This is a genomic window from Streptomyces flavalbus (assembly GCF_042674625.1).
Classification (GTDB): domain Bacteria; phylum Actinomycetota; class Actinomycetes; order Streptomycetales; family Streptomycetaceae; genus Streptomyces; species Streptomyces flavalbus.
In genome coordinates this window covers 85,313-105,617 of record NZ_JBHTEB010000001.1, presented here as the reverse complement: position 1 = coordinate 105,617, position 20,305 = coordinate 85,313, and the positions used below count along the sequence as shown (strand labels likewise).

Annotated in this window: 16 protein-coding genes and 1 pseudogene; 5 read left to right on the top strand and 12 right to left on the bottom strand. The window is 73.1% G+C overall.

Annotated features, from left to right (window positions below):
* Positions 1-218 precede the first annotated feature (218 nt).
* On the bottom strand, positions 219-1,571 hold the full coding sequence (locus ACFQZ6_RS00485; protein WP_381604319.1) for an MFS transporter: 1,353 nt from the start codon (positions 1,569-1,571) through the stop codon (positions 219-221).
* A gap of 144 nt (positions 1,572-1,715) precedes the next feature.
* Between ACFQZ6_RS00485 and ACFQZ6_RS00480 the strand changes: the two genes are divergently transcribed.
* Positions 1,716-2,273 carry a CGNR zinc finger domain-containing protein gene (locus tag ACFQZ6_RS00480; RefSeq protein ID WP_381604318.1) on the top strand — a complete coding sequence of 186 codons (558 nt, stop codon included), beginning with the start codon at positions 1,716-1,718 and terminating at the stop codon, positions 2,271-2,273.
* A gap of 20 nt (positions 2,274-2,293) precedes the next feature.
* Here the strand turns inward: ACFQZ6_RS00480 and ACFQZ6_RS00475 are convergent, their stop codons facing one another.
* Positions 2,294-4,696, bottom strand: coding sequence for a condensation domain-containing protein (locus ACFQZ6_RS00475; protein ID WP_381604317.1), 2,403 nt, complete (start codon positions 4,694-4,696; stop codon positions 2,294-2,296).
* A gap of 255 nt (positions 4,697-4,951) precedes the next feature.
* Between ACFQZ6_RS00475 and ACFQZ6_RS00470 the strand changes: the two genes are divergently transcribed.
* A complete protein-coding gene (locus tag ACFQZ6_RS00470; RefSeq protein ID WP_381604316.1) occupies positions 4,952-6,520 on the top strand; it encodes an amino acid adenylation domain-containing protein in 1,569 nt (522 codons plus the stop codon).
* Positions 6,521-6,569: 49 nt separating this feature from the next.
* Here the strand turns inward: ACFQZ6_RS00470 and ACFQZ6_RS00465 are convergent, their stop codons facing one another.
* The 4 genes from ACFQZ6_RS00465 to ACFQZ6_RS00450 all read right to left on the bottom strand — a co-directional run bounded on the left by ACFQZ6_RS00465 (position 6,570) and on the right by ACFQZ6_RS00450 (position 10,642).
* Positions 6,570-7,520, bottom strand: coding sequence for a LysR family transcriptional regulator (locus tag ACFQZ6_RS00465; protein WP_381604315.1), 951 nt, complete (start codon positions 7,518-7,520; stop codon positions 6,570-6,572).
* A 253-nt stretch (positions 7,521-7,773) separates the two neighbouring features.
* Complete coding sequence (locus ACFQZ6_RS00460; RefSeq protein ID WP_381604314.1) at positions 7,774-9,498, bottom strand: caspase, EACC1-associated type; 1,725 nt, start codon at positions 9,496-9,498, stop codon at positions 7,774-7,776.
* Entirely contained in the window at positions 9,498-9,851 is a 354-nt protein-coding gene (locus ACFQZ6_RS00455; RefSeq protein ID WP_381604313.1) for an effector-associated constant component EACC1, read from the bottom strand. The genes ACFQZ6_RS00460 and ACFQZ6_RS00455 overlap by 1 nt, the downstream gene beginning before the upstream one ends.
* 140 nt (positions 9,852-9,991) lie before the next feature.
* Complete coding sequence (locus ACFQZ6_RS00450) at positions 9,992-10,642, bottom strand: TetR/AcrR family transcriptional regulator (protein WP_381604312.1); 651 nt, start codon at positions 10,640-10,642, stop codon at positions 9,992-9,994.
* A gap of 67 nt (positions 10,643-10,709) precedes the next feature.
* Here ACFQZ6_RS00450 and ACFQZ6_RS00445 point away from each other — a divergent pair, with 67 nt between their 5' ends.
* From ACFQZ6_RS00445 to ACFQZ6_RS00435, 3 genes are read left to right on the top strand one after another with little or no spacing between them, the layout of a single operon-like run.
* Positions 10,710-12,146 (top strand): DHA2 family efflux MFS transporter permease subunit, encoded by a 1,437-nt coding sequence (locus ACFQZ6_RS00445; protein WP_381604311.1) that lies wholly within the window; start codon positions 10,710-10,712, stop codon positions 12,144-12,146.
* Positions 12,143-12,310, top strand: a complete 168-nt coding sequence (locus ACFQZ6_RS00440; protein ID WP_381604310.1) for a hypothetical protein — start codon at positions 12,143-12,145, stop codon at positions 12,308-12,310. Before ACFQZ6_RS00445 ends, ACFQZ6_RS00440 begins: the two co-directional genes overlap by 4 nt.
* Positions 12,307-12,996 (top strand): SGNH/GDSL hydrolase family protein, encoded by a 690-nt coding sequence (locus ACFQZ6_RS00435; protein ID WP_381604309.1) that lies wholly within the window; start codon positions 12,307-12,309, stop codon positions 12,994-12,996. Before ACFQZ6_RS00440 ends, ACFQZ6_RS00435 begins: the two co-directional genes overlap by 4 nt.
* Before the next feature lie 104 nt (positions 12,997-13,100).
* Here the strand turns inward: ACFQZ6_RS00435 and ACFQZ6_RS00430 are convergent, their stop codons facing one another.
* The 6 genes and pseudogenes from ACFQZ6_RS00430 to ACFQZ6_RS00405 form a co-directional block, all read right to left on the bottom strand.
* Positions 13,101-13,664: a hypothetical protein gene (locus tag ACFQZ6_RS00430; protein WP_381604308.1), complete on the bottom strand. Its 564-nt coding sequence runs from the start codon at positions 13,662-13,664 to the stop codon at positions 13,101-13,103.
* A 405-nt stretch (positions 13,665-14,069) separates the two neighbouring features.
* Positions 14,070-14,851, bottom strand: a pseudogene (locus tag ACFQZ6_RS00425) (TSUP family transporter).
* A gap of 28 nt (positions 14,852-14,879) precedes the next feature.
* Complete coding sequence (locus tag ACFQZ6_RS00420) at positions 14,880-16,109, bottom strand: acyl-CoA dehydrogenase family protein (protein WP_381604307.1); 1,230 nt, start codon at positions 16,107-16,109, stop codon at positions 14,880-14,882.
* Positions 16,110-16,122: 13 nt separating this feature from the next.
* On the bottom strand, positions 16,123-16,467 hold the full coding sequence (locus ACFQZ6_RS00415; RefSeq protein ID WP_381604306.1) for a hypothetical protein: 345 nt from the start codon (positions 16,465-16,467) through the stop codon (positions 16,123-16,125).
* Between the two features lie 271 nt (positions 16,468-16,738).
* Positions 16,739-18,715 carry an FAD/NAD(P)-binding protein gene (locus ACFQZ6_RS00410; RefSeq protein WP_381604305.1) on the bottom strand — a complete coding sequence of 659 codons (1,977 nt, stop codon included), beginning with the start codon at positions 18,713-18,715 and terminating at the stop codon, positions 16,739-16,741.
* Complete coding sequence (locus tag ACFQZ6_RS00405) at positions 18,712-19,719, bottom strand: amino acid ABC transporter permease (protein ID WP_381604304.1); 1,008 nt, start codon at positions 19,717-19,719, stop codon at positions 18,712-18,714. Before ACFQZ6_RS00405 ends, ACFQZ6_RS00410 begins: the two co-directional genes overlap by 4 nt.
* Positions 19,720-20,305 lie beyond the last annotated feature (586 nt).

Genomic DNA, 20,305 nt, shown 5'->3' with positions numbered 1-20,305 from the left:
CCTGACGGCTCACGAAAAGCATTGAGCAATTGCCGAGAGACAGTCAAACGGCGTTCGGGCGCCCATTGACAGACTTGATGGGAGCGCCGGGGACGGGAATCTTCGATCACCGACCGGGTGGTGAAAAGGCGGAATAGAGTTTCTCTATGGGCACGAAAAAGGAGGAGGCCGGTTACCCGGCCTCCTCCGCCGTGCCCCGCGTGGCGGGGTGGTGGCTGCTACGGCGTCACGACCCGCCGCTCGTCGAACACCTCCGCCAGCGTGGCGCGGGTGACGACGCGCAGGAACGGCGGGACGGTGACGGCGACGGAGACCGCGAACAGCAGGAAGGCGGGCCGCAGCCCGAACCACTCCGCGAGCAGTCCCATCGCCCCGGCGCCCAGGGGCATGGCGCCCCAGCTGAACAGGCGGCTGACGGCGTTGTAGCGGCCGAGCATGTCGTCGGGGACCAGCCGCTGCCCGATCGTGCGGGCGTTCACCGTCCACAGGGTGCCGCCCATGCCGCCCGCGAAGGCCGCGGCGGCGACCGCCCAGAGGTGGGTGGTCAGCACCGGCACGGCCATCATGGCGAAGGTGCCGACAAGGTCGGCGAACATCACCCAGCGGCGCCCGAAGAACCGGTTCACCCAGGTCACGGCGAGCGCGCCGACCAGACCGCCGACGCCGAGGGCGCTCAGCAGCGCGCCGTACTCGCCGGGGCCCAGGTCCATCACGGAGGTGGCGAACAGCGGCATCAGCGCCAGCCAGGCGCCCCAGCAGGCGCACAGGACGGTCAGGATCAGCGCCATGGTGCGCAGCAGCACGTGCCGCCACAGGTAGCGCAGCCCCCCGACGATCTGCTGGTGGACGCTGTCGCCCACCGCCGTCCCCCCAGCGGCCCCGTCCCCCTGCCGCGCCGGACGGAACCGGCCGACCAGCAGGACGAGCACGAACGAGGCCGCCAGGTACGACACCCACGTCGCGCCCAGGGCGACGCCCGTCCCGGCGGCGACGAGGAGGCCGCCGACGAAGGGGCCGCAGAACTCGTTGCAGACCGTCTCGGCCCCGGCGATCCAGGTGTTGGCGCGCTCCCGGTCCTTCGGCGGGGTCAGGGCGGGTATCAGCGCCGAGGCCGAGGTCAGCGCGATGACCTCGGCGATGCCGAGCACCGCGCCCACGGCACAGAGCACGGCGATGGTGACGCCGTCGGCCAGCGAGGTCAGGAGCAGCGCGCCGAGGGCGGCCAGCCGCAGGGCGTTCGCCCCCCAGAGCAGGCGGCGCCGGTCGACCCGGTCGACCAGGACCCCGACGTGCAGCGCCACCAGCAGCCAGGGCAGCGTCAGTGACAGCGACACCGCCGCGACCTGCGCCGGGGAGCCGGACGCCTGGGTCGCCAGCAGCGGCAGGGCGATCTTGGTGACACCGTCCGCGAGGTTGGTGACGGCGGTGAAGCCGAGCAGGACGGCGATGTTCCGCGAGGCGTACCGCGTGGCTGGCTCCGGTGGTCGGACCGGGGGTTCCACCGCGACCCGCACCGCCGTGCCGGGGCCGCTTCCGCCCTCGTGCGCCTGAGTGTCGGCCGTCGACATCATGCCGCCCTCCCCTAACCCCTTAACGCTTTCACTGGTTAGTTCCATGGAGTGAGTCTGACACGGAACGGCGCTCTCCTGCTACCCGGTCAAACCGTTAGCCGGTTAGCCGGGTGTAGGCTGGCAACCCCGTCCCGAGGAGGTGCCATGCCCGAAGCCCCGGCGGCGGCGCTGCTCGTCGAGTCCTTCGCCAACACCGTCGACGTCGAACTGGGCACCGACGCCCTCGACACCGCGGACGGCGTCACCGCCTGGCTGACCGGCAACGGACTGCTCCCCGACGGCCACCGCGTCGGCCCGGAGGACCACGCCCTGTGCCTGCGCCTGCGCACCGGCATCCGGGAGGAGCTGGGCGTGCACGTGGGCGACGCCGCCGACGCCGCACTCCTCGCCGGTGCCGAGCAGGCGCTGCGCGAACTCCCGGTACTGATCAGCGTCGGCGCCGCCCACGACGGCGTCCTCACCCCCGCCCCGGACCTCCCCCCGGTCCGCAAGGCGCTGGCGGCCCTGGCGATCGCCTGGAGCGAGCTGGCCGTCACCGGCGAGGCCGCCCGGCTCAAGCGCTGCGCCGAGCACGCCTGCGCCTGGGTGTTCTGGGACGCCTCCAAGAACCGCAGCCGCCGCTGGTGCTCGATGCGGGTCTGCGGCAACCGGGCCAAGGCCCGCCGCCACGCCGCCAAGCAGGCGGCCGACCGGCGTCCCTGACCCCCGTCGGCCGCCCGCGGTCAGCGCGGCGCCGCCGTGGGCAGCAGCTCCGCCGCGAGGTCCGCCACCCGGCGTACGGCGTCGCCGCGCAGCAGCGCGTAGTGGTCGACGGGCACCCGCGCCGTCCGTAGCGGCCCGGCGAACAGCGCCCGCCAGCGCGCCACGTCGGCGTCGGTCAGATCGGCGGCCACGAGGAGGGCGGGCACGTCGGCCAGGAGCGGCGCGTCCCGGTACCCGCGCAGCGCCGCCGTGTGCCGCTCGTGCAGCAGGTACCGGGCGCGCAGCGCGTCCGGCGGCGCCTCGCCCCCGGCGGCGCGCAGCAGCGCGGCGAGCGTGGTGACGCCCCGGTCCGCCCGGTCGCCGAGGCGCAGCAGGTCCGGCACCTCGGCCCCGCCGGCGCGCAGCACACCGTCCGCGAACACGTCGACGGGCGACCCGGCCTGCGTGAAGTCACCGGGCACGGGCGGGTCGAGCAGCAGCAGCGGCGGGCCGCCCAGCCCACGCCGCCGCAGCTCCGCCGCCATCGCGTGCGCGAGGAGCCCGCCCATGGACCAGCCGCCGAGCAGGTCGGGCAGCGGCCCGCCGTCGAGCAGCGGCTCCAGGTGGCGCGCGACCAGCTCCTCGACCGTCGTCGGACCGGTCCCGCCGTCCTCACCGACGGTGACCCGCCAGTCGGCGGGCAGCGCGGCGGCCAGTTCCCGGTACGGCACACTGCCCACCCCCGCGCCGTGCACCATGTGCAGGTGCGGGCCACCGGGCACCCCGTCCCGCAGGGTGACCCGCGTGATCCCACGCGCGGGGCCCTCGAACTCCTCGGCACCCGCGGCGGAGGCCAGCAGCTCCGCCATCCGCCGCGGCGTGGGCTCCTCCAGCCACTCCGGTACGTCCAGCTCCCGCCCCGCGGCGGCCTCCACCGCCGCGACGAGTTCCAGCACCTGCAACGAGTGACCGCCGACGGCGAAGAAGTCGTCGTCCGCCCGCACGGCCGTACCGAGGACGCGCTCCCAGTCGGCCAGCAGCCCGTCAACCGGCAGCCCCGAACCCGACGCGACGACCGGGCCGCCCCGACGCGATGCGGGCACCCCGGCGACGGCCCGGGACGACACCCGCAGGTCACCGACGAGACCGTCCGGAGCCGTCAGCACCGCCTCGACGTCGTCCAGGAAGGCCCGTACGGCGTCCTCCCGCAGTTGGTCCGTGTCGTACTCGACCTCCAGGACCGTCTCCCCGTCCCCCTCGAAGACGCCGACGAGGAGCTGGCAGCGCGCACTGGTCGACGGGCTGGGCAGCAGGCGGGCCGGGCCGCCGCCGAGGGTGAGTCCGGAGCCGATCCCGCCGTGGTGGGTGACCAGCACCGGAGGCGTCGAGCCGAGCGCCGCGCGGTCCTCGGCGGACAGTTCGGCGAAGACCTCGGAGAAGTTGACGTGCTGGTACGGCAGGCTCTCCCAGAGGCTGTCGCGGACCCGGCCCACGACGTCGTCGAAGCGGTCGGCGTCGGTGACCTCGTCCGCCAGGAGGACGGTGTTGGCGCAGTAGCCGACCCGCCGCTGGTCCTCCTGCCCGAGCCGGTTGGCGACGACGACCCCCAGCGCCGTCCGTCCGCTCGCCCCGCCGCGCGCCAACACCGTACGGACGGCGGCGAGCTGCACCGCGAAGGCCGTGGACCCCACCCGCGCGGCGATGGCGGCGACGGCGTCCCGGGCCGGCCCGGAGAGCCGGTGCCGCACCGCCGCCCTGGAACCACCGGAACCGTCGCCGTCGGGCACGAGGGCGGCGGCGCGCACCCCCCGCAGCCGCCCCGTCCAGTACGCCCGCTCGGCACGGGCCCCCGCGGACCCCTCGCCACCGCGCCCGAACGTCCGGTACGGCACGGCCGGTTCCGGGAAGACCCGGGCGGCGGTCACCGCCGACGGCCCGCCCGCGCGCACCGCCTCGTACGCGGTGCGCAGGTCGTCCACCACCAGGTGCATGGCCCAGCCGTCCAGCACCGAGTGGTGCACGGTGATCAGCAGGTCGTGCACCTCACCCACGCTGACCAGGGCGACCCGGGCCAGCGGCGCGGACTCCAGGTCGAAGGGCGCGGCGTGCAGCCGCCCGGCCACCGCGTCGAGCAGCGACCCGGGCGTCCATCCCGCGGGCGCCGTACGCCACCCCACCACCTGCACCGGCGCCACCGCGTCCTGGTCACCCACCGGGTGGATCACCTGCACGACACCCTCGCCACGGCGCGCGAAGGCGGTGCGCAGCGCCTCGTGCCGTTCCACCACCAGCCGCCAGGCCGCGTCGAGCACCCCGGCGTCGAGCCGGGGCACCCGCAGTCGCCAGGTCAGGTTGTAGAGGTCCTTGCGCTCGGCCCGGTGCTGAATCCACCACAGGGCCTCCTGCGCGGGCGAACTGGGAATTTCCTCGGGCAACGAAGTCATGGGGTCCTCACCGGGAACACGGGAATAACCGAGCCGCTCACTCACGGACTGGTGGTCACCGGAAGGATCACCCGGCCGGACCGCCCCGGCAAACGAGCAATTCGACTTCTCTATGACCGGACCCGGCCCGAAGAAAGCACCCTTGACTTCCCGCACCCGCGAAGAAAACCATCACTTCGCAGAAGCTCCCCTTTTTCCCCTTCACCGGAGCCGGGAGCGAGCCACGTACGCGTCCCGGCGGAGGATCGGACACCGATGAACACACCCAGCACCCTGTACGGCTGGTTCGCCGCGTCCGTCGCCGCGCACGGCGACCGGCACACCGCGCTGGAAGTCGCCGGGGACCGGCTGACGTACGCCGAGCTCGACGCCACCGCGGCCCGGCTGGCCGCACTCCTCGTCGCCGAGCACGGCGGCGCCCCCGCCCGGGTCGGGCTGCTCGCGGCCCGCAGCACGGCGGCCTACGCGGGCTACCTCGCCGTACAGCGGCTCGGCGCCACCGTCGTGCCGCTGAACCCGGCGTTCCCGCCGTCCCGCAACGCCACGATCGCCCGCGACGCGAAACTGGACCTCGTGATCGCCGAGGAGAGCGCGCGGGGCGGCCACACCGAGCTGCCGGTCCCGGTGGTGCTCCTCACCCCCGCGCGGCTGGCCGGACTCCGCACGGGCGAGGTGCCCGCACTGCCCGAGCCCACGGCCGGACCCGACGACCTCGCCTACGTCCTGTTCACCTCCGGCTCGACCGGACGGCCCAAGGGCGTCCCCACGACGCACGGCAACGTCTCCGCCTACCTCAGCCACGTCATCCCGCGCTACGAACTCGGCCCGGGAGCCCGGGTCTCCCAGGCCTTCGACCTGACCTTCGACCCGTCGGTGTACGACATGTTCGCCGCGTGGGGCTCCGGCGCCACGCTCGTCGTCCCCGGCAAGAAGGACCTGCTTTCGCCGGTGCGGTTCATCAACCAGCAGCGCATCACCCACTGGAACTCCGTGCCCTCGGTGGCGTCCATCGCGCTGCGGCTGCGCGCCCTCAGGCCCGGTGCGATGCCGACGCTGCGCTGGAGCCTGTTCTGCGGCGAGGCACTCACCCTGACCCACGCGCGGGCCTGGCAGGCGGCGGCCCCCCACTCCACCCTGGAGAACACCTACGGCCCCACCGAGACGACCATCACCTGCACGGAGTTCAGGCTCCCGGCGGACCCGGAGACCTGGCCCCGCACCAGCAACGGCACCGTACCCATCGGCGTCCTCTACCCCGGGCAGGAGTACCTGGTCCTCGACGAGGACGGCCGCCCCGCCGACGAGGGCGAACTGTGCGTGCGCGGCACCCAGCGGTTCCCCGGCTACCTCGACCCGGCCGACAACGTCGACAGGTTCCTGACGTTCGACGGCGACGGCGACGGACAGGCCCGCCCGTACGACGGCACGGAGCCGCTGACGGCGACCCACTGGTACCGCACGGGCGACCGGGTGACCTGGCTCGACGGGGCGCTGGTGCACCTCGGGCGGCTCGACCGCCAACTGAAGGTGCGGGGCTACCGCGTCGAGCTGGGTGAGATCGAGGCCGCGCTGCTCGACCAGCCCGGGGTGGCGGAGGCGGCCGTGGTCGCCCTGCGCGCCCAGGACGGCGAGGCCCAGCTCGCCGCCGCCTACACCGGTACGGCCGGTGACCCGGAGGTCCTGCTGGACGCGCTGCGGGAGCGGCTGCCCGGGTACATGGTCCCGGCGAGCCTCGCCGCGCTGGCCGAGCTGCCGCTCAACGCCAACGGCAAGGTGGACCGCGCCGCGCTGACCGCCCTGCTGTCGGCCCCGGCGGCGGCCTGACCGCCGTACGGGACGGCCCGGTGGGACACCACCCACCGGGCCGTCACCGTCAGCACGCCAACGCCAGTTCCCCGGAGACGTCCTGCTCGGCCATCACCTGCTGGGCGGTGTTGAGGACGAGCGGGAACACCGGGTCGCCCTCCAGTCCGGGCCGCCAGACGCACTGGGAGAACACCTCGAAGGACGGCTTCCAGCCCACGCACCGCAACCGCCCGGTCCGCAGCTCCTGCGCCACCGTCACGGTGGGCAGCAGCGCGACCCCGATGCCCTCGCCCACACTGCGCTTGACGGCGTCGACCGAGCCGAGGCCCAGCACCCCGGCGGTCGGCACGCCCGCCTCCGCCAACTCCGCCTCGAAGGCGCGCTGGTAGCCGCTCTCCCGGTGGGCGCAGACGATCGTGTGCCCGGCCAGCTCGGCGGTGGAACCGACGGGCGCCCCGGCCAGGGGGTGGTCGGGGTGGGCCACCAGACTCAGGCTCTCCGGCCGCAGCACCAGGTGGTTGACGTCCGGTGCGATGGAGCGCGGTCCGATGAAGAACGCGAGGTCGACCTCCTCGTCCCGCACCAGCGTCACCGGGTCGTCGTCCAGGGTCCGCAGGGACAGGTCGAGGTCCTGGTGCCGCAGGTGCAGGTACTCGATCAGCGGCAGCAGACGGTAGGTCGTGATGCACTCGGAGGCGCCCACCACCAGGGACGGCGAGGTGTCCACGGGCGCGGAGACGGACTCCTGGGCCAGTTCGCTGAGTTGGACGATCCGGCGCGCGTAGCCGTACAGCCTGCGACCGGCGGGCGTGAGCCGGGCGCCGGTGGCGGTGCGGTGCAGCAGGGACGTGTCGAGCGTCTGCTCCAGCGACTTGATCCGGGCGGTGACCGTCGGCTGGGCCAGCCCCAGCACCCGGGCGGCCTGGGTGAAGCTACGGGACTCAGCGACCGTCAGGAACGCGCTGAGGTGCTTGATGTTCACCGTTCCCCCCGCGTCGAAACCGTCGGTGACGTCCACATCCGTGACGGTGAGGGCGGCTGCTCCGACCCGGCGAGAACACCGCCACCCCTCCATGTCCGTAATCGAGTCACGCCGAACCTCGCTCCTCTTCGTCTCCCTACCAACCGACCGTTACGCCGACGAACGCCCCCCGCGCGCCACCCATTCCCAGCCAACGCCCCGCCACCGCCGCCCCCACGCGGCAACGCCCCGCCGTCCAGGCCAAACCCCTTGCCCTTCAGCCCTCAGCGAACACCCGCCGCGTCAAGCGTCAGCCATCCGCCGGTGAGGTGCGGCAGGACCAGCGCCTGATGTCAGCGGCCGTGGGCCGGGCCTGGTCCCCGCCGCTCAGGTACGAGGTGGGCAGGCGTTTCCGGAAGTCGCGCAGCCAGGCATCGCCGCTCACGTACGTCACCATGGCGTCACGGAGGCGTTCGCAGTCCTTGGAGTAGCCCTTGGGCAGGGCGATGCCGTAGGACTCGAGGTCACCGAAACTGATGGCCGGGACGACCTTGAGCCTGGGGTACTGATCCGCCAACGCGGAGAGCGCCAGACTGTCCGCGGCGAGCGCGTCGACCTGCCCGTCCAGCAGGAGGCCGACGCAGGAACTGAAATTCGGCTCTACTTGGACTGTGGTCCTGTCGTACCGGCTCCCCTTGAGGGCGGCTTCCGATGTCGAACCCACCTGGACGCAGACGCGTTTGCCGTCGAGGTCGCCGGGCTTGTGGATGCTCGCCGTGGCCTCGGCGCGGACCAGGACACCTTGCCTGCTGGACGCGAAGGGCCCCACGAAGTCGACCTCGCGCATCCGGCTCGCCGTGATGACCAGCGCGGCGTCCAGGTCCACCGCACCTTCCGTCAACTCGTGGATCTGGCGGTCCCACGGGACATTGACGTAGATCGGTTCCGCCTTGATCCTCGCCTCTTTCAGCAGAGCCAGGATCACATCCACGCTGTAGGCCGAGAACCCGCCCTCGGGGGGCTGGTAGTAACCGGTCTCGACCCTGTCGACCCTCATGCCGACCTGCACCGTGTCGCCGTCGAAGAGACGGGAACCGCTCCCGGGGGAATCACCACCGGAACCCCCGTCCGCGTCGCTCGTCAGCAGATTCCCCAGCAGGGGGAAGAGCAGCGCCACGACGGACAGCGCTGTCGCGGCCAGCACGGCCCGTGACCTCGTGCGGCGGGACGGGGCTGGACTCGTCGCCGAGCGGGTATCCGCGTCCGTCGGCGCCCGCGTGCCCGTCGCGGACGGCGCCTCCGCCTCTCTGAGCGGCCCTCGGACCAGGGACAGCTTGCCGACCGCGCCGACGGAGCGGCGCTGCGGACGAGGGAGGCCGAGCCCGGCCAGCTCTTGGTCGATGTGGCGGTGCACCTCGTCCAGGGTGAGTGGACCGGGGACGGCCAGTGCCCGCAGCATCGACCCGGTGAACGCCGTGTGGGCGGCACCGGGCGGGGCGTGGGAGGGGGCGGTGGCCGTGGTGGAGGTCAGGGTGTAGGTGCCGGTCAGGTCCAACTGCCCCAGGGCCAGACCGCCTGGTCCGGCCATGGCGGAGACCGCCTGCCCGGAGAAGCAGCAATCCAGTACGAGGACCCGGGACCTGGCGCGTGCCCCACCGACCATCCGCTTCACCAGGTCGAGGTGGATGGCGGAGAAGCCCACGTTCTCGGTGTCGGTTCCGGTGAGGGCGAAGTGCAGCAGCCCGGCGTCGTCGAGCAGGCCGTGCCCGCAGTAGTAGACCAGCAGCAGGTCCTCTGACTCACGCACCGCCCGGGACAGCGCCGCGCCGACGGTGCTCTGGTCCTCGGGGTCCTCCACCACCGCGCAGTGCTCGGGCGCGAACACTCCGTGTACCGGATGGGTGAGGGTCCGCCGCAACGCGTCCAGGTTCGCCCGTACGGCGGGGATGTCGGGCAACTCGGGATCGTGGAACGTACCTGCCCCGATGAGCACCGCCCGGCTGGCCGCGCGCTCCGGGAAGCGCGGGCCACTCATCAGGGCTGCTCACCCGGGGGCGCCGGAAACCGTTCTGCCACCTCGCGCAGGAGCGCCTGGGGATCGGCGGCGCGCTTCACGTCCACCTCGATCCGCTGCCCGTCCTCGGTGCTGACCGTGATCCTGATGTCGGTGCCGCGGGAGGTGAGCCAGGTGCTCACCGACTGGATGAGCACCGCGAGGACGCCGCCCGAGCCAACGGCCACCGTCAGCAGCTCCACGGTGGAGCCCATGTGGCCCGCGGGGGGACGCTGTCGTAGGGGCCGCACCCGGCCGCGCAGGGCGTCCTCGGAGACCAGCCAGTCGCGCAGCGCGATCACCTGCGCCTCGGCACCCGGGCCCTCGACAGCCACCCTCAGTTCCGCTCCGGCGGACATACTTGGCACAACAACCCCTCGCCGTACGGCACTTGACGTGACCCCTCATGGTACGTGAGGTCGCGCAGGGGCTTCAGCGCGTCCCGCGCGGTGCCGACACGGCCAAGGGGGAGAGGTCAGGGGCGCTCCACGGGGCTGGTGACCCGCGCATCTCCGTCGGGCGGTGCGGGGATGCCCAGGATGGCGTGCATCCCCCGCAGGGCCCAGGTCTCCGTCTGGTCGTCGCCGTGCAGGAGTCGCGCCGGGGTGATGCCAGCGGCCAGGGACTCCAGTCCGTAGATGACCTGGGCCACGTCCGTGCCGGGCGGGAGGTCCCCGGCGGCGACGGCGGTGGTGATGTCGCGGCGCAGGACCTCCCGCCAGCGGGCGCGGCCCTCGGCGATCCGGTCGTGGACGGCGCCGGAGCGGCCGTCGTAGTCGTAGGTCACCTGGGTGAACAGGCAGCCACCGGGATAGCCGGGGTTGGCGGCGTAGCGGACCCAGGACGCGCAGAGGGCCAACAGCCGGGGCAGGCCCGCGTCGAGGTGGCTCACCGGCTGCCAGACCCGGGCGCGGACGTCGTCCATGACCAGGTCCACGGTCTCCAGTTGCAGCCTCTCCTTGCTGCGGAACTGGCCGATCACCCCCGCCTTGCTCATCCCCAGCCGGTCCGCGAGCTGGCCGATGGTGACGCTGTCCAGGCCCTCCACCGACGCGAGTTCGGCGGCGGCGCGCAGGACCGAGCGCCGGGTTTCGAGCGCTGACTGAGCTGATGCACGACCTGCCATACGGGCCAGCTTAGCAAACGACCGTACGCTATTGACGTACGAACGATCGTATTCTTAAATCCTCGCCATGACGCCTTCCGACTCCACCCGGCGCGCCTCCGTCGCCCTGTTGCTGGCCTGTGCGGGTACCTTCCTGAGCTTCCTCGACGCCACCGTGACCAACCTGGCGGTGCCGCCGATCGCCAGTGACTTCGACGTCTCGCTGACCACCGTCTCGTGGGTCGCCACCGCCTATGTGATCCCGTTCGCCGCCCTGCTCGCCCCGGCCGGGCCGCTGGCCGACGCGGTCGGCCGGGCCCGTCTGTTCCTCATCGGCGTCGCCGCCTTCACGGCGTCGTCGCTGCTGATCGCCGTGGCCCCGAACCTGCCCGTGCTGCTCGGCGCCCGCGCCGCGCAGGGGCTGGCGGCGGCCCTGCTGGTGCCCGCCTCGCTGGGGTTGGTGCTCGGGGAGATCCCCGCCGAACGCAGACGCGCCGCGATCGGCGCGTGGAGCGCCGCGGGCGCCCTGGCCGCCGCCGCGGGACCGGCCATCGGCGGCGTCCTGGTCGAGGCGCTCGACTGGCGCGCGCTGTTCTGCCTCAACCTGCCGGTGGGCATCTGGGTGCTGATCGCCGGGCGGAAGCTGCTGACCGGCGAGCCCCGCACCGGTGAGGCGCCCGACCTCGTGGGCGGCCTGCTGCTCGCCCTCACGGTCGGCTCCGCGGTGTACGGCCTGACGCAGGGCCCCGACCACGGCTGGACGTCGGCGTACGTGACGGTCGCCGCCAGCGTCACCGTGCTCGCGGGCGCGGCGACCGTGCTGCGGGCGCTGCGGCACCCGCGTCCGGCGCTCCGACTCGACCTGCTGCGCAGTCGGCCCTTCGCCGTCGCGAGCGGCGTCTCCTTCGCCTACGGCACCGCGCTGTTCACCACGATGCTGCTCGGCGTGCTCTTCCTGACCGGCGCCTGGGGCTACTCCGCCCTGGAGGCCGGGTTCGCGATGACCCCGGCGGCCCTCACCACCGCCGTGGTCGGCGTCGGCGTCGCACGGCTCCCCGTCACCCTCACCCCACGCACGATGGTGGCGGCGGGCTCGACCGCCATCGCCGCCTCGTCGACCACCCTGGCCCTGCTGATCGACACCGAGCCGCACTTCTGGACGCTCTGGTTCCCGGCCGGGCTCGTGATGGGAGTCGGCGTCGGCCTGGCCACCGTCGGCATCTCCAGCGCCGCCGCCTTCTCCGTCGCGCCCCAGCACTTCGCCGCCGCGACCGGCATGGTCATGGCGGCCCGCCAGGTCGGCGGCGGACTCGGCATCGCCGCCACCGCCGTGATCATCGCGGAGGTCGCGGGCGGCGGGGCGCAACCGTACGCCGCCGTGTACTGGTTCGCCGCCGCGGTCAACCTGGCCGCCGCGCTCGGCGGCCTCGCCCTGCGCGTCCCGGCCCCGGCTCCGCCGCGCCCCGCTACCTCGGCCGACCGGGCCCCGGCCGCCGCCCGTGTCCTCGAAGGAGACCAGCGATGACGTCCCGTCCGCAGACCCCCGTCGGTATCGCCGCCGAGTCGTCCGACCCGTACTGCGTGGCCGCGGACGCCGCCGCCGAACTGCTCCGCGACCTGCCGCGCCCCGCTACCTCGGCCGACCGGGCCCCGGCCGCCGCCCGTGTCCTCGAAGGAGACCAGCGATGACGTCCCGTCCGCAGACCCCCGTCGGTATCGCCGCCGAGTCGTCCGACCCGTACTGCGTGGCCGCGGACGCCGCCGCCGAACTGCTCCGCGACCTGCCGTGGCACCGGCTGGCCGTGCTGGGCGACAGCGTCACGGCCGGGGTGATGGACCCCCTCCCGGGCTACCTCCACCGCTCCTTCGCCGACCGCTTCACCGACGCCCTCGCCGCCACCCGCCCCGGCTTCGCCGCGGTCAACCTGGCCGAGCCCCACCTGCTCCTCCACGAGATACGGGACCAACAGCTCATCCCCGCCCTGGAGTTCGAACCGGACGTGGTGATGGTGAGCGCGGGCGGCAACGACGCCTTCCGCGGCTTCGACGCCGAGGCACTGCGGGCCGACCTTGCCTCGCTCCTGACGCCCCTCGCCGAGAGCGGCGCCCTCGTCATCACCATCGGCCTCTTCGACCTCGCCCGCTCGGGCCTCGTCCCGCCGGAACACGCCGAGGGCATGGCCCGCCGCTTCGACGACCTCGACCGCATCACCGCCGACCTCGCACACCGGCTCGGCGGCATCCACGTCGACACCCACCACCACCCGCTCGCCGCCGACCCGGACATCTACGCCGCCGACCGCGTCCACGCCAACGCCCGCGGCCACGCGGTCGCCTTCGCGGCGATCACCACGACCCTGGCGCAGCGTTTCTGAGGCCCTGGCCACGCCGCTCGGCCACGGGGGAAACACCCGGAAACCGAGCTGACGCCACGGTCGTCCCGGGCGTGATCGCCTCCACGGTCCCGCACGCCGTGCCGTCAGCCGACGCCGAGCTTCATGTCGGTCACGTACCAGGCGCCCTGTACCTCGGTCACCTCGAACGCGGTGTCGAGCTGATCCGCCGTCAGTCCGGTGGAGTGGGAGAGCATGATCTCGTTGAGCGTCTGGCCGTTGACGGTGATCCCCTCCCCGGGGACGACCGCCTTGCCGTCGGCCGCCGCGACCTCGGCGACTTCCGTGTCGGCCTGGCCGTTGGCCCCCTCGGGCGTGAACGACGTACGCAGGCTGTCGACCACCTTGTTCATCTGCTGGACGTCCGGGGAGTCGCTGTCACACATCGCCGCGGTGTGGGGCTTCGCGGGCTCCGAACCGGTGGCCGCCGTCCCCGTCACCCTGCACGCCCGCCCCTTGTCGTCCTCGATGATCGCGGTGACCAAGGTGGCGACGGCCTCCTCGGGCGTGGACTGACCGCCGGTTGTGGACTGGCCGTCAGTCTCCTCACCGGACGGCGTCCCGGGCGCCTCGGCAGTGACCGAGGCGCCCGGGGCGGAGCCCTCGGCGGAGGAGCCCGCATCGTCCGAGCACCCCGCGACACCTGTCACCACCGCCAGTAACGCCACTCCGACGCTTACCCTGACAACCCTGAGGCGGCTTCTGTTCGGCACTGTTCTCCGTGACCTTCCCATGGACGTCCGTACGGTGGTGCTGATCGTGTACGACGGCGAAAGCCGTCGAACGGTTCACCAGGAGATCGGGTCGACGCCCGCGACGAGGCGTTGGCGAGGGACGGGACGGCGCCGGGCAGGATCACGGCGTACACCATCGAGCCGTGCGACCAGAAGGCCGAGCGGCGTACCGATGGCGAGCGCCGTCAGGAACGCCGGTGGCCTCCGGGTTGAACTCGACGGTGCCGGGCGCGGTGTGCCACATCAGCGGCGGCGTACCGCTGGACGACGGAAGTGTCCGGACGGCCGGGGGTGGTGACCGCCGTTCCGATGCCGCCGCCCTCAGCGCAGTGACTGCACGGCGTGGAGGGCACCGAGGACGGTGGCCAGGGCGCCGAGCAGGAGACGCAGCGCTGTTTCGGGCAGCCGAGGCTGCAGGCGCGCCCCGAGGTAGCCGCCGATCAGCCCGCCGAGGCCGCAGGCCAGACCGAGGTACCAGTCGGGGGCGATGTCACCGGAGCCCGTCAGGGACAGCAGCGCGAAGGCCGCGGCCCCGGTCACGGAGGTGGCGAACGTGGAGGCGAGGGCGGCCGGTGCCACGCGGGCGACGGACATGCCCCGGCCGACCAGTACGGGGCCGAGGACGGATCCACCGCCGATCCCGTAGACGCCGCCGACGACTCCGACGACCAGGGCCAGTGCGGTGAGGGCGCGGGGCGAGGGTTCCGCGGTCGTGGCGGCCGGGCGGGCCGGAGGGTGCGCCTGATGAGCCACAGGCCCAGAGGCATCAGCAGAGCGGCGACCAGGAGGCGGAAGACGGTGGCCCCGGGGACGGCGAAGACTCGTATCACCGCGCCGATGACCACTCCCGGCAGTGTGCCCGTCACCAAGCGGCGCGTCAGTGGGCCGTACAGCGCGCCCTCGCGGTGGTGGCGCAGCAGGGCGCCCGGCCCGGCCACCACGTTGAACAGCAGATTGGTGGGCGTGACCGCCGGATTGGGCACCCCGAGGACGCTCAACTGCACGGGCAGCAGGAACACGGCACCCGAAACCCCCACCGGCGCGGTCACCCCTGCTATGAGCAGACCGACCGCCAGCCCGGCCAGCCCCGTTGACCATGTCACGGCAGTCTCCGAACGTCCCCGCTCCCGATCAGGCGGGCAGGACGAACGGCGGGTGAGCGCCGTTGAGGAAGTACTCCCCGACATCGCGGAGCCGGTGGGTGACCGGCTCGTGCAGGGTGTGGGTCCTGGCACCGCGCCAGAACCGGTCGAAGCCCAGCCGTGCGGAGGTGGAGCGGGCGCCGATGATGTCCAGGGCGCGGGTGCTGGACTCCTGCGCTGCCCTGGCCGCGGCGGTTTCGGCCATGGCCACGAGGGCGGAGATGTCCGCGCACTCGTCGTAGGTGAGGTCCTCGCCGCGCTTCAGGCCGCCCCGCACGGCTTCCAGTGCCTGATCGGTGAGTGCCGACGCCGAGCGGGTGAGGACGGTGAGTTCTCCGTAGGCGGTCTGCACCTGCGGGTCGTGCCGGGTGCCGGTCGGCCAGGCAGGGTGCCAGGGCGCGTGGCCCGCCCTGCTGTACTCACGGGCCTCGGAGAGCACCCCCTCGGCCATGCCGAGAAGGAGTTGGACGGAGAACAGTCGCCCGACCGGAGATGCCAGGGCGGCCCGGGGCGACAGCAGGTCCTCGTCCGCGGACAGGGAGCCGAGTACGTCGTCGGCAGCCACCGGTACGTCGTCGAACTCCACGCTGCCACCGGCCGCGAGTCGCTGGCCGAAGGTGTCGGTATCACCGTCGACCAGCACCCCGCGACGGGCGGGATCCACCACGACGGCGAGCGGTTCACCCGTGTCCTCCCGCACGGCGCGCACGGCGATCCGATCGGCGACCAGGACCCCGGTGGTGTAGCTCTGCCGACCGTCGAGCACCAGCCCCCTCGACGTTCGGGTCAGCATCAGAGGTGGCTCCTGACGCGCGAAACCGCCGCCCCAGCACCACTGCCCGGCCGCGGACCGCTCCTCCGTCCGCGTCGCGAGAGCGGGCCCGGCGAAGAACCGGGCGCTCCCCGACAAGAAGTAGTGACAGCCGAGCAGTTGACCGATCGCGCCGTCGGCCGCGGCGATCTCCCGGACAACGGCGTAGGCCGTGGGCCAGTCCGGGCCGTCCTCCTCGGGCTCGGTCGGCGTCAGGAGCGTCAGCAGTCCCGCCTCGCGCAGTCGGGACACCTCGTCGACCGGGGCCTTGCCCGCCTGCTCCCGGCCCGCCGCGTCCGTGGCCAGATCGTCCGCCGTCTCGCGGGCCACGCGCAGCCAGTGCGCATGACCGAGCCCGGTTCGGTCGGACGGCACGGCGGGGTGGGACGGCGCGGAGGCAAGGCCCATGGAAGTGGTCCTCTCAAGGTCGGCCGCAGGGCGCGGCGATGGAGCTCTGCTGCTGGTCGGGCACGTACGCGTAGCCCACGCGCCGAACGGTGACGGCGCGGTGCCGGTGGGTCTCGCCCGGCTCGCGGCGCAGGCGGGCGATGTGGACGTCCACCTCCGGGTGGGTCAGGTCGGGTGCACGTCCGTCGACCTCGGCGACATGACGCACCGGATCGACGCGGACGACATCGTCCGAGGGCGGCTCGGAGGTGTGGGGCTGGGTGTCTCTGCGCGCGGTGTCGCCCACCGGACGAAGACGGGGCGTGTCGGCGAGGAGCGCGTCGTGTGGGGTGGCCTGGGCCGGAAGTGCCGTGGTCATGGCGGTTGTCCCTCAGAAGCGGGTCGGCCGTCAGGCGCGGTGGGCGAGTTCGCCTGACGGCCCGGGAAGGGGGCGGCGGAGTGGCACGGGCGATGGTGCGAGGCGCGTGCCTCACGCGCGGCAGCAGGCGGCGCTGACGACGTGACCGAAGTCGACATGCCGACGACGAACGAGTCGTTGCTGCTTACGGGACATGTTCGTCATCCTGCGCACCTCCGGTGGACACCGTCAAGGATTCCCTAGTAATTCCATAGGGAAAGTAGGGAAGATCTCACACTCTGAGAGGTCGGCCGTCCACCGGAGGGGTAGCCGTCACCGGCTCGGTGGCGCTCAGGGCACGCAGCAGCGCGCGGGCGACCGCGTCGTTCTGGCGGAACGCCGGCGCGTTGGTGCGGGGGCGGGCGAAGGCGGCGACGGCCCGGCTGTTGGTGGGGGCGCCGAGGGCGATGCGGCGGGGATGAGGGCCGCCGAGGGACGGGTCGATGACACGGCCGTCCGTGGGGGAGACGGCGAGCAGGCCGGAGCGGTGGGTACGGGTGGGGTCGGCGATCACCTCTTCGGCGAGTGCGCCCTCCCGGTACAGGTTCCGCAGGAGTGGGTCCTCGGTGTGCGCCAGGGAGGGGCCCGGCAGGTACGCCTCGACAAGGGCGGTGGCGTGGAGGGTGTGCCCCGGGACGGTGGGACCGGTGGCGGTGAAGGTGCCGGTGCTCTCGTCGGTGCCGATCCGCACCCCGGCGCCCAGGAAGCGGACGATCCCGGCCCGGGACAGAGCCAGCAGCTGGCGCAGGCGGAAGCCGGGCGGGCCGGAGGCCAGGAAGCTGAAGAAGCCGTGCCACCAGCCGTCGAGTTGCTCGGCGACGGAACGCGCGGTCAGCCGTCCCGCCGCGACCAGGCGGGGCAGTTGCCCGTAGACCGAGAGCAGGGCGAGGAACGCCCCGAGGTCGGCACTGAACGCCGGGTCCTCGCGGCGGGCGACGTCCCGGGCGATGTGGTCGCGCAGGTGTTCCTGGAAGGCGTCCGGCGTGGGGAAGGCGAGGCCGTCCAGCGGGCGGTCCAGGACCTCGAAGTCCAGGCGGTCCACGGGGTCGGGTACGGCCCCGGCGACAAGGGCCGCCATCTCGGCGTCGTACCAGCCCAGTCGGTCGTAGACGGCGACGAAGTCCGGCCAGGGGAGGGCCGTGCGCTCGGGGTGGGCGTGGAACAGCTCGTGGTAGTGGCCGAAGCCGATCTCCTTGGCCATCAGCGGCCACACATCGCGCCGCAGGTCCAGCGGGCGGCCCTCGGCGACCAGCGCGTCGACCGCCTCGGGACCGAAGTGGCGCGGCAGCGGAGGCCGGGGACCCTGGAGGCGGTAGCGCGTCTTCGAGTGGTACGGCACCCCGCGCCGCGATCCGACGTGCAGAACGGGCTCGCGGCCGGACGGGAGGTAGGTGAGGGTGCCGTCGGCCTCGGTGCGGTAGCTGCCGCCGCGGCCCTCGGTGAGCAGCGCCATCAGGTCGATGAAGGCCAGTCCGAAGCCGCGCAGGATGACGTGTTCGCCGGGTCGCAGGGCGGACAGGTCGGCGTCGGCGGAGAACTCCGGCGGGAGGTGGAAGCGGCCGTGCCGGTGGGCGAAGGCGGCGTGGTCCCGGTACGCGGCGGCGGGAGTGGAACCGAGGTGTCCCTGTGCGAGGACGACCAGGTCGGCGGTGAGCGGGGTGGCGCGGTCGGCGAGGTGCACCTGCTGCGGGCCGTCCGGGGGGCCGGTGACCGAGGTCGCGGTGGTGGGGTGCCACTCGACCGTGACGGTGGGCGGCAGTTGGGCCAGTGCCCTGCGGAACACCCAGTCCAGGTAGGCGCTCTGGGCACGACGGGTGGGGAAGTCGGCCCCGTCGAGCGTGCGCAGTTCGGCGAGCACGTCAGGGTCGGTGGGCTCGGCGTACGGGGCGTGGCGCGGGCTCCGGCCGGAGAACTGGGCGGCCCACTCGGCGAGCGAGGGGCCCGGCTGTACGGGGCCGTCGATGGTGGACGACTCGTCGGTGAACATGGTGACGTCCTCGGCCATGGAGTTCATCCGCAGCAGCGCCGACTGCTCGTGGCGCCAGATGCGTCCCGGGCCGGGCGGATGCGGGTCCACCAGATGGACGCGCAGTTCCCGTACGCCGTCCCACAGTTCGGGCATGTTGGCGGCGACGCGCTCAAGCAGCCCCGTGGCGCGCGGCCCCGCGCCGACGACGACGAGGGTGGCCGGCGAAGGGCTGCTGCTCACCGGTCACCGCCGATGGCCGGGCGGGCGTCGGCGGCCGTGGCCGCGCTCAGCCGGTGGCCTACGGCGGTCAGGTGGCCGCGCAGCCGTTGCAGCGGGGTCGGCGGCAGGGCGCGGGAGTCCCCGCGCGCGTAGTACCGCTCGACGTAGAACTGGCCCGCGCTGAGCACCGTCGTGATCGCGATGTACCACAGGGTGGCGACCATCAGCAGCGGGATGACCTGGTACGTCTGGTTGTAGATGAGCTGCACCGAGTACAGCAGGTCGTGCACGGCCAGCACGCTGACGATGCTGGTGCCCTTGAGGGTGCCGATCAGCATGTTCCCGGCCGTGGGCACGATCGAGCGCATCGCCTGCGGGACGACGATCCGGCGCAGGGTCCGGCGTCTGCGCAGCCCGAGTGCCTGCGCGGCCTCCGTCTGCCCGGGGTCCACCGAGAGGATGCCACCGCGCACCACCTCGGCGGCGTACGCGGACTCGTGCAGGGTGAGGCCGATGACCGCGGTCAGGGTGGGGCCGAGCAGGTTGACCGTCTCGACGGTCAGGAACCGCGGACCGAACGGGACGCCGAGACCGAGCGTCGGGTACAGCGCGCCGATGTTGAACCAGAACAGCAGCTGCACCAGCAGCGGCGTGGAGCGGAAGACCCAGACGTAGCCCCAGCTCAGCGTCCGCAGAACCGGGTTGGCCGACAGCCGCATCACCGCCAGCAGGGTGCCGAGCAGGAATCCGAGCACCATCACCACGGCCGTCAGCCACAGGGACAGCAGCAGCCCGTCGAGCACGGCGGCGGTCGTGAAGTACCGGCCCACCACCCCCCACTGGAAGGCGTCGTTGCGGACGACGGAGTTGAGCGCCATCGCGAACAGAAGCAGCCCGACGGCGGCGGTCAGCCACCGGCCGACGTGCCGTCGCGGCACGATCCGCGGCCCCTCGGGGCCAGGAGCGCTGGCCCGTTTCGGTAGTTCCGTGGCAAGGGTCGGCGTGATGGGGGAAGGCGTGACCATGGAAAGGCTCTCCGGGGAAAGGGGGGATGGCGGGCGTGGGATGACCACCCGGTGGCACGCGCGGGGAAGCAACGGCAGAGGCGTTGCGTGCGTACGGTGCGGCCGGGGCTCGGCGTCGTCACGTTCGCCGCGTCCCTCAACGCGGCCGGGGGAGGCCGCCGCGCATCGCGGAGCCGATCCGTCGTCGATCGTATGTGCCCCTGGCGTCGATGTGTCAACAGCGCGTCGGGAAGGGCCTGCCCAGCCGGTCCGGCATCCGAGCACGGCTTGACGGCAGGCGCGATGTCCTGCTCAATTGGTCGCATGACTGCCCAGGAGCGTTTGGTTACGCGCGATCACATCGACTTCGGTCGGGTGTGGTCGGCCGCGTGTTGCGCCTGACCTGGCAGCGGGCCGACTGACCGGCCCTTCCCTCCCTCGGTGATCCCGTCGCGGGCCGAGTCCTCACCTCACGCGCGCTGCCGCAGCTCTGCTCCTCCCGACGCTCGACGTCGTCACGCCTGCACCGACCCGTCCGTCTGACGGTCTGTTCACCCATGCCCGCACACCGGGCCGTTCCGGCTGCCCGTGTGCCGCCGCACCCCTG

Coding starts and splice junctions, on each gene's coding strand:
- ACFQZ6_RS00485 (WP_381604319.1), bottom strand. CDS start 1,571: ATGATGTCGACGGCCGACACTCAGGCGCACGAGGGCGGAAGCGGCCCC.
- ACFQZ6_RS00480 (WP_381604318.1), top strand. CDS start 1,716: ATGCCCGAAGCCCCGGCGGCGGCGCTGCTCGTCGAGTCCTTCGCCAAC.
- ACFQZ6_RS00475 (WP_381604317.1), bottom strand. CDS start 4,696: ATGACTTCGTTGCCCGAGGAAATTCCCAGTTCGCCCGCGCAGGAGGCC.
- ACFQZ6_RS00470 (WP_381604316.1), top strand. CDS start 4,952: ATGAACACACCCAGCACCCTGTACGGCTGGTTCGCCGCGTCCGTCGCC.
- ACFQZ6_RS00460 (WP_381604314.1), bottom strand. CDS start 9,498: ATGAGTGGCCCGCGCTTCCCGGAGCGCGCGGCCAGCCGGGCGGTGCTC.
- ACFQZ6_RS00450 (WP_381604312.1), bottom strand. CDS start 10,642: ATGGCAGGTCGTGCATCAGCTCAGTCAGCGCTCGAAACCCGGCGCTCG.
- ACFQZ6_RS00445 (WP_381604311.1), top strand. CDS start 10,710: ATGACGCCTTCCGACTCCACCCGGCGCGCCTCCGTCGCCCTGTTGCTG.
- ACFQZ6_RS00440 (WP_381604310.1), top strand. CDS start 12,143: ATGACGTCCCGTCCGCAGACCCCCGTCGGTATCGCCGCCGAGTCGTCC.
- ACFQZ6_RS00435 (WP_381604309.1), top strand. CDS start 12,307: ATGACGTCCCGTCCGCAGACCCCCGTCGGTATCGCCGCCGAGTCGTCC.
- ACFQZ6_RS00420 (WP_381604307.1), bottom strand. CDS start 16,109: ATGGGCCTTGCCTCCGCGCCGTCCCACCCCGCCGTGCCGTCCGACCGA.
- ACFQZ6_RS00415 (WP_381604306.1), bottom strand. CDS start 16,467: ATGACCACGGCACTTCCGGCCCAGGCCACCCCACACGACGCGCTCCTC.
- ACFQZ6_RS00405 (WP_381604304.1), bottom strand. CDS start 19,719: ATGGTCACGCCTTCCCCCATCACGCCGACCCTTGCCACGGAACTACCG.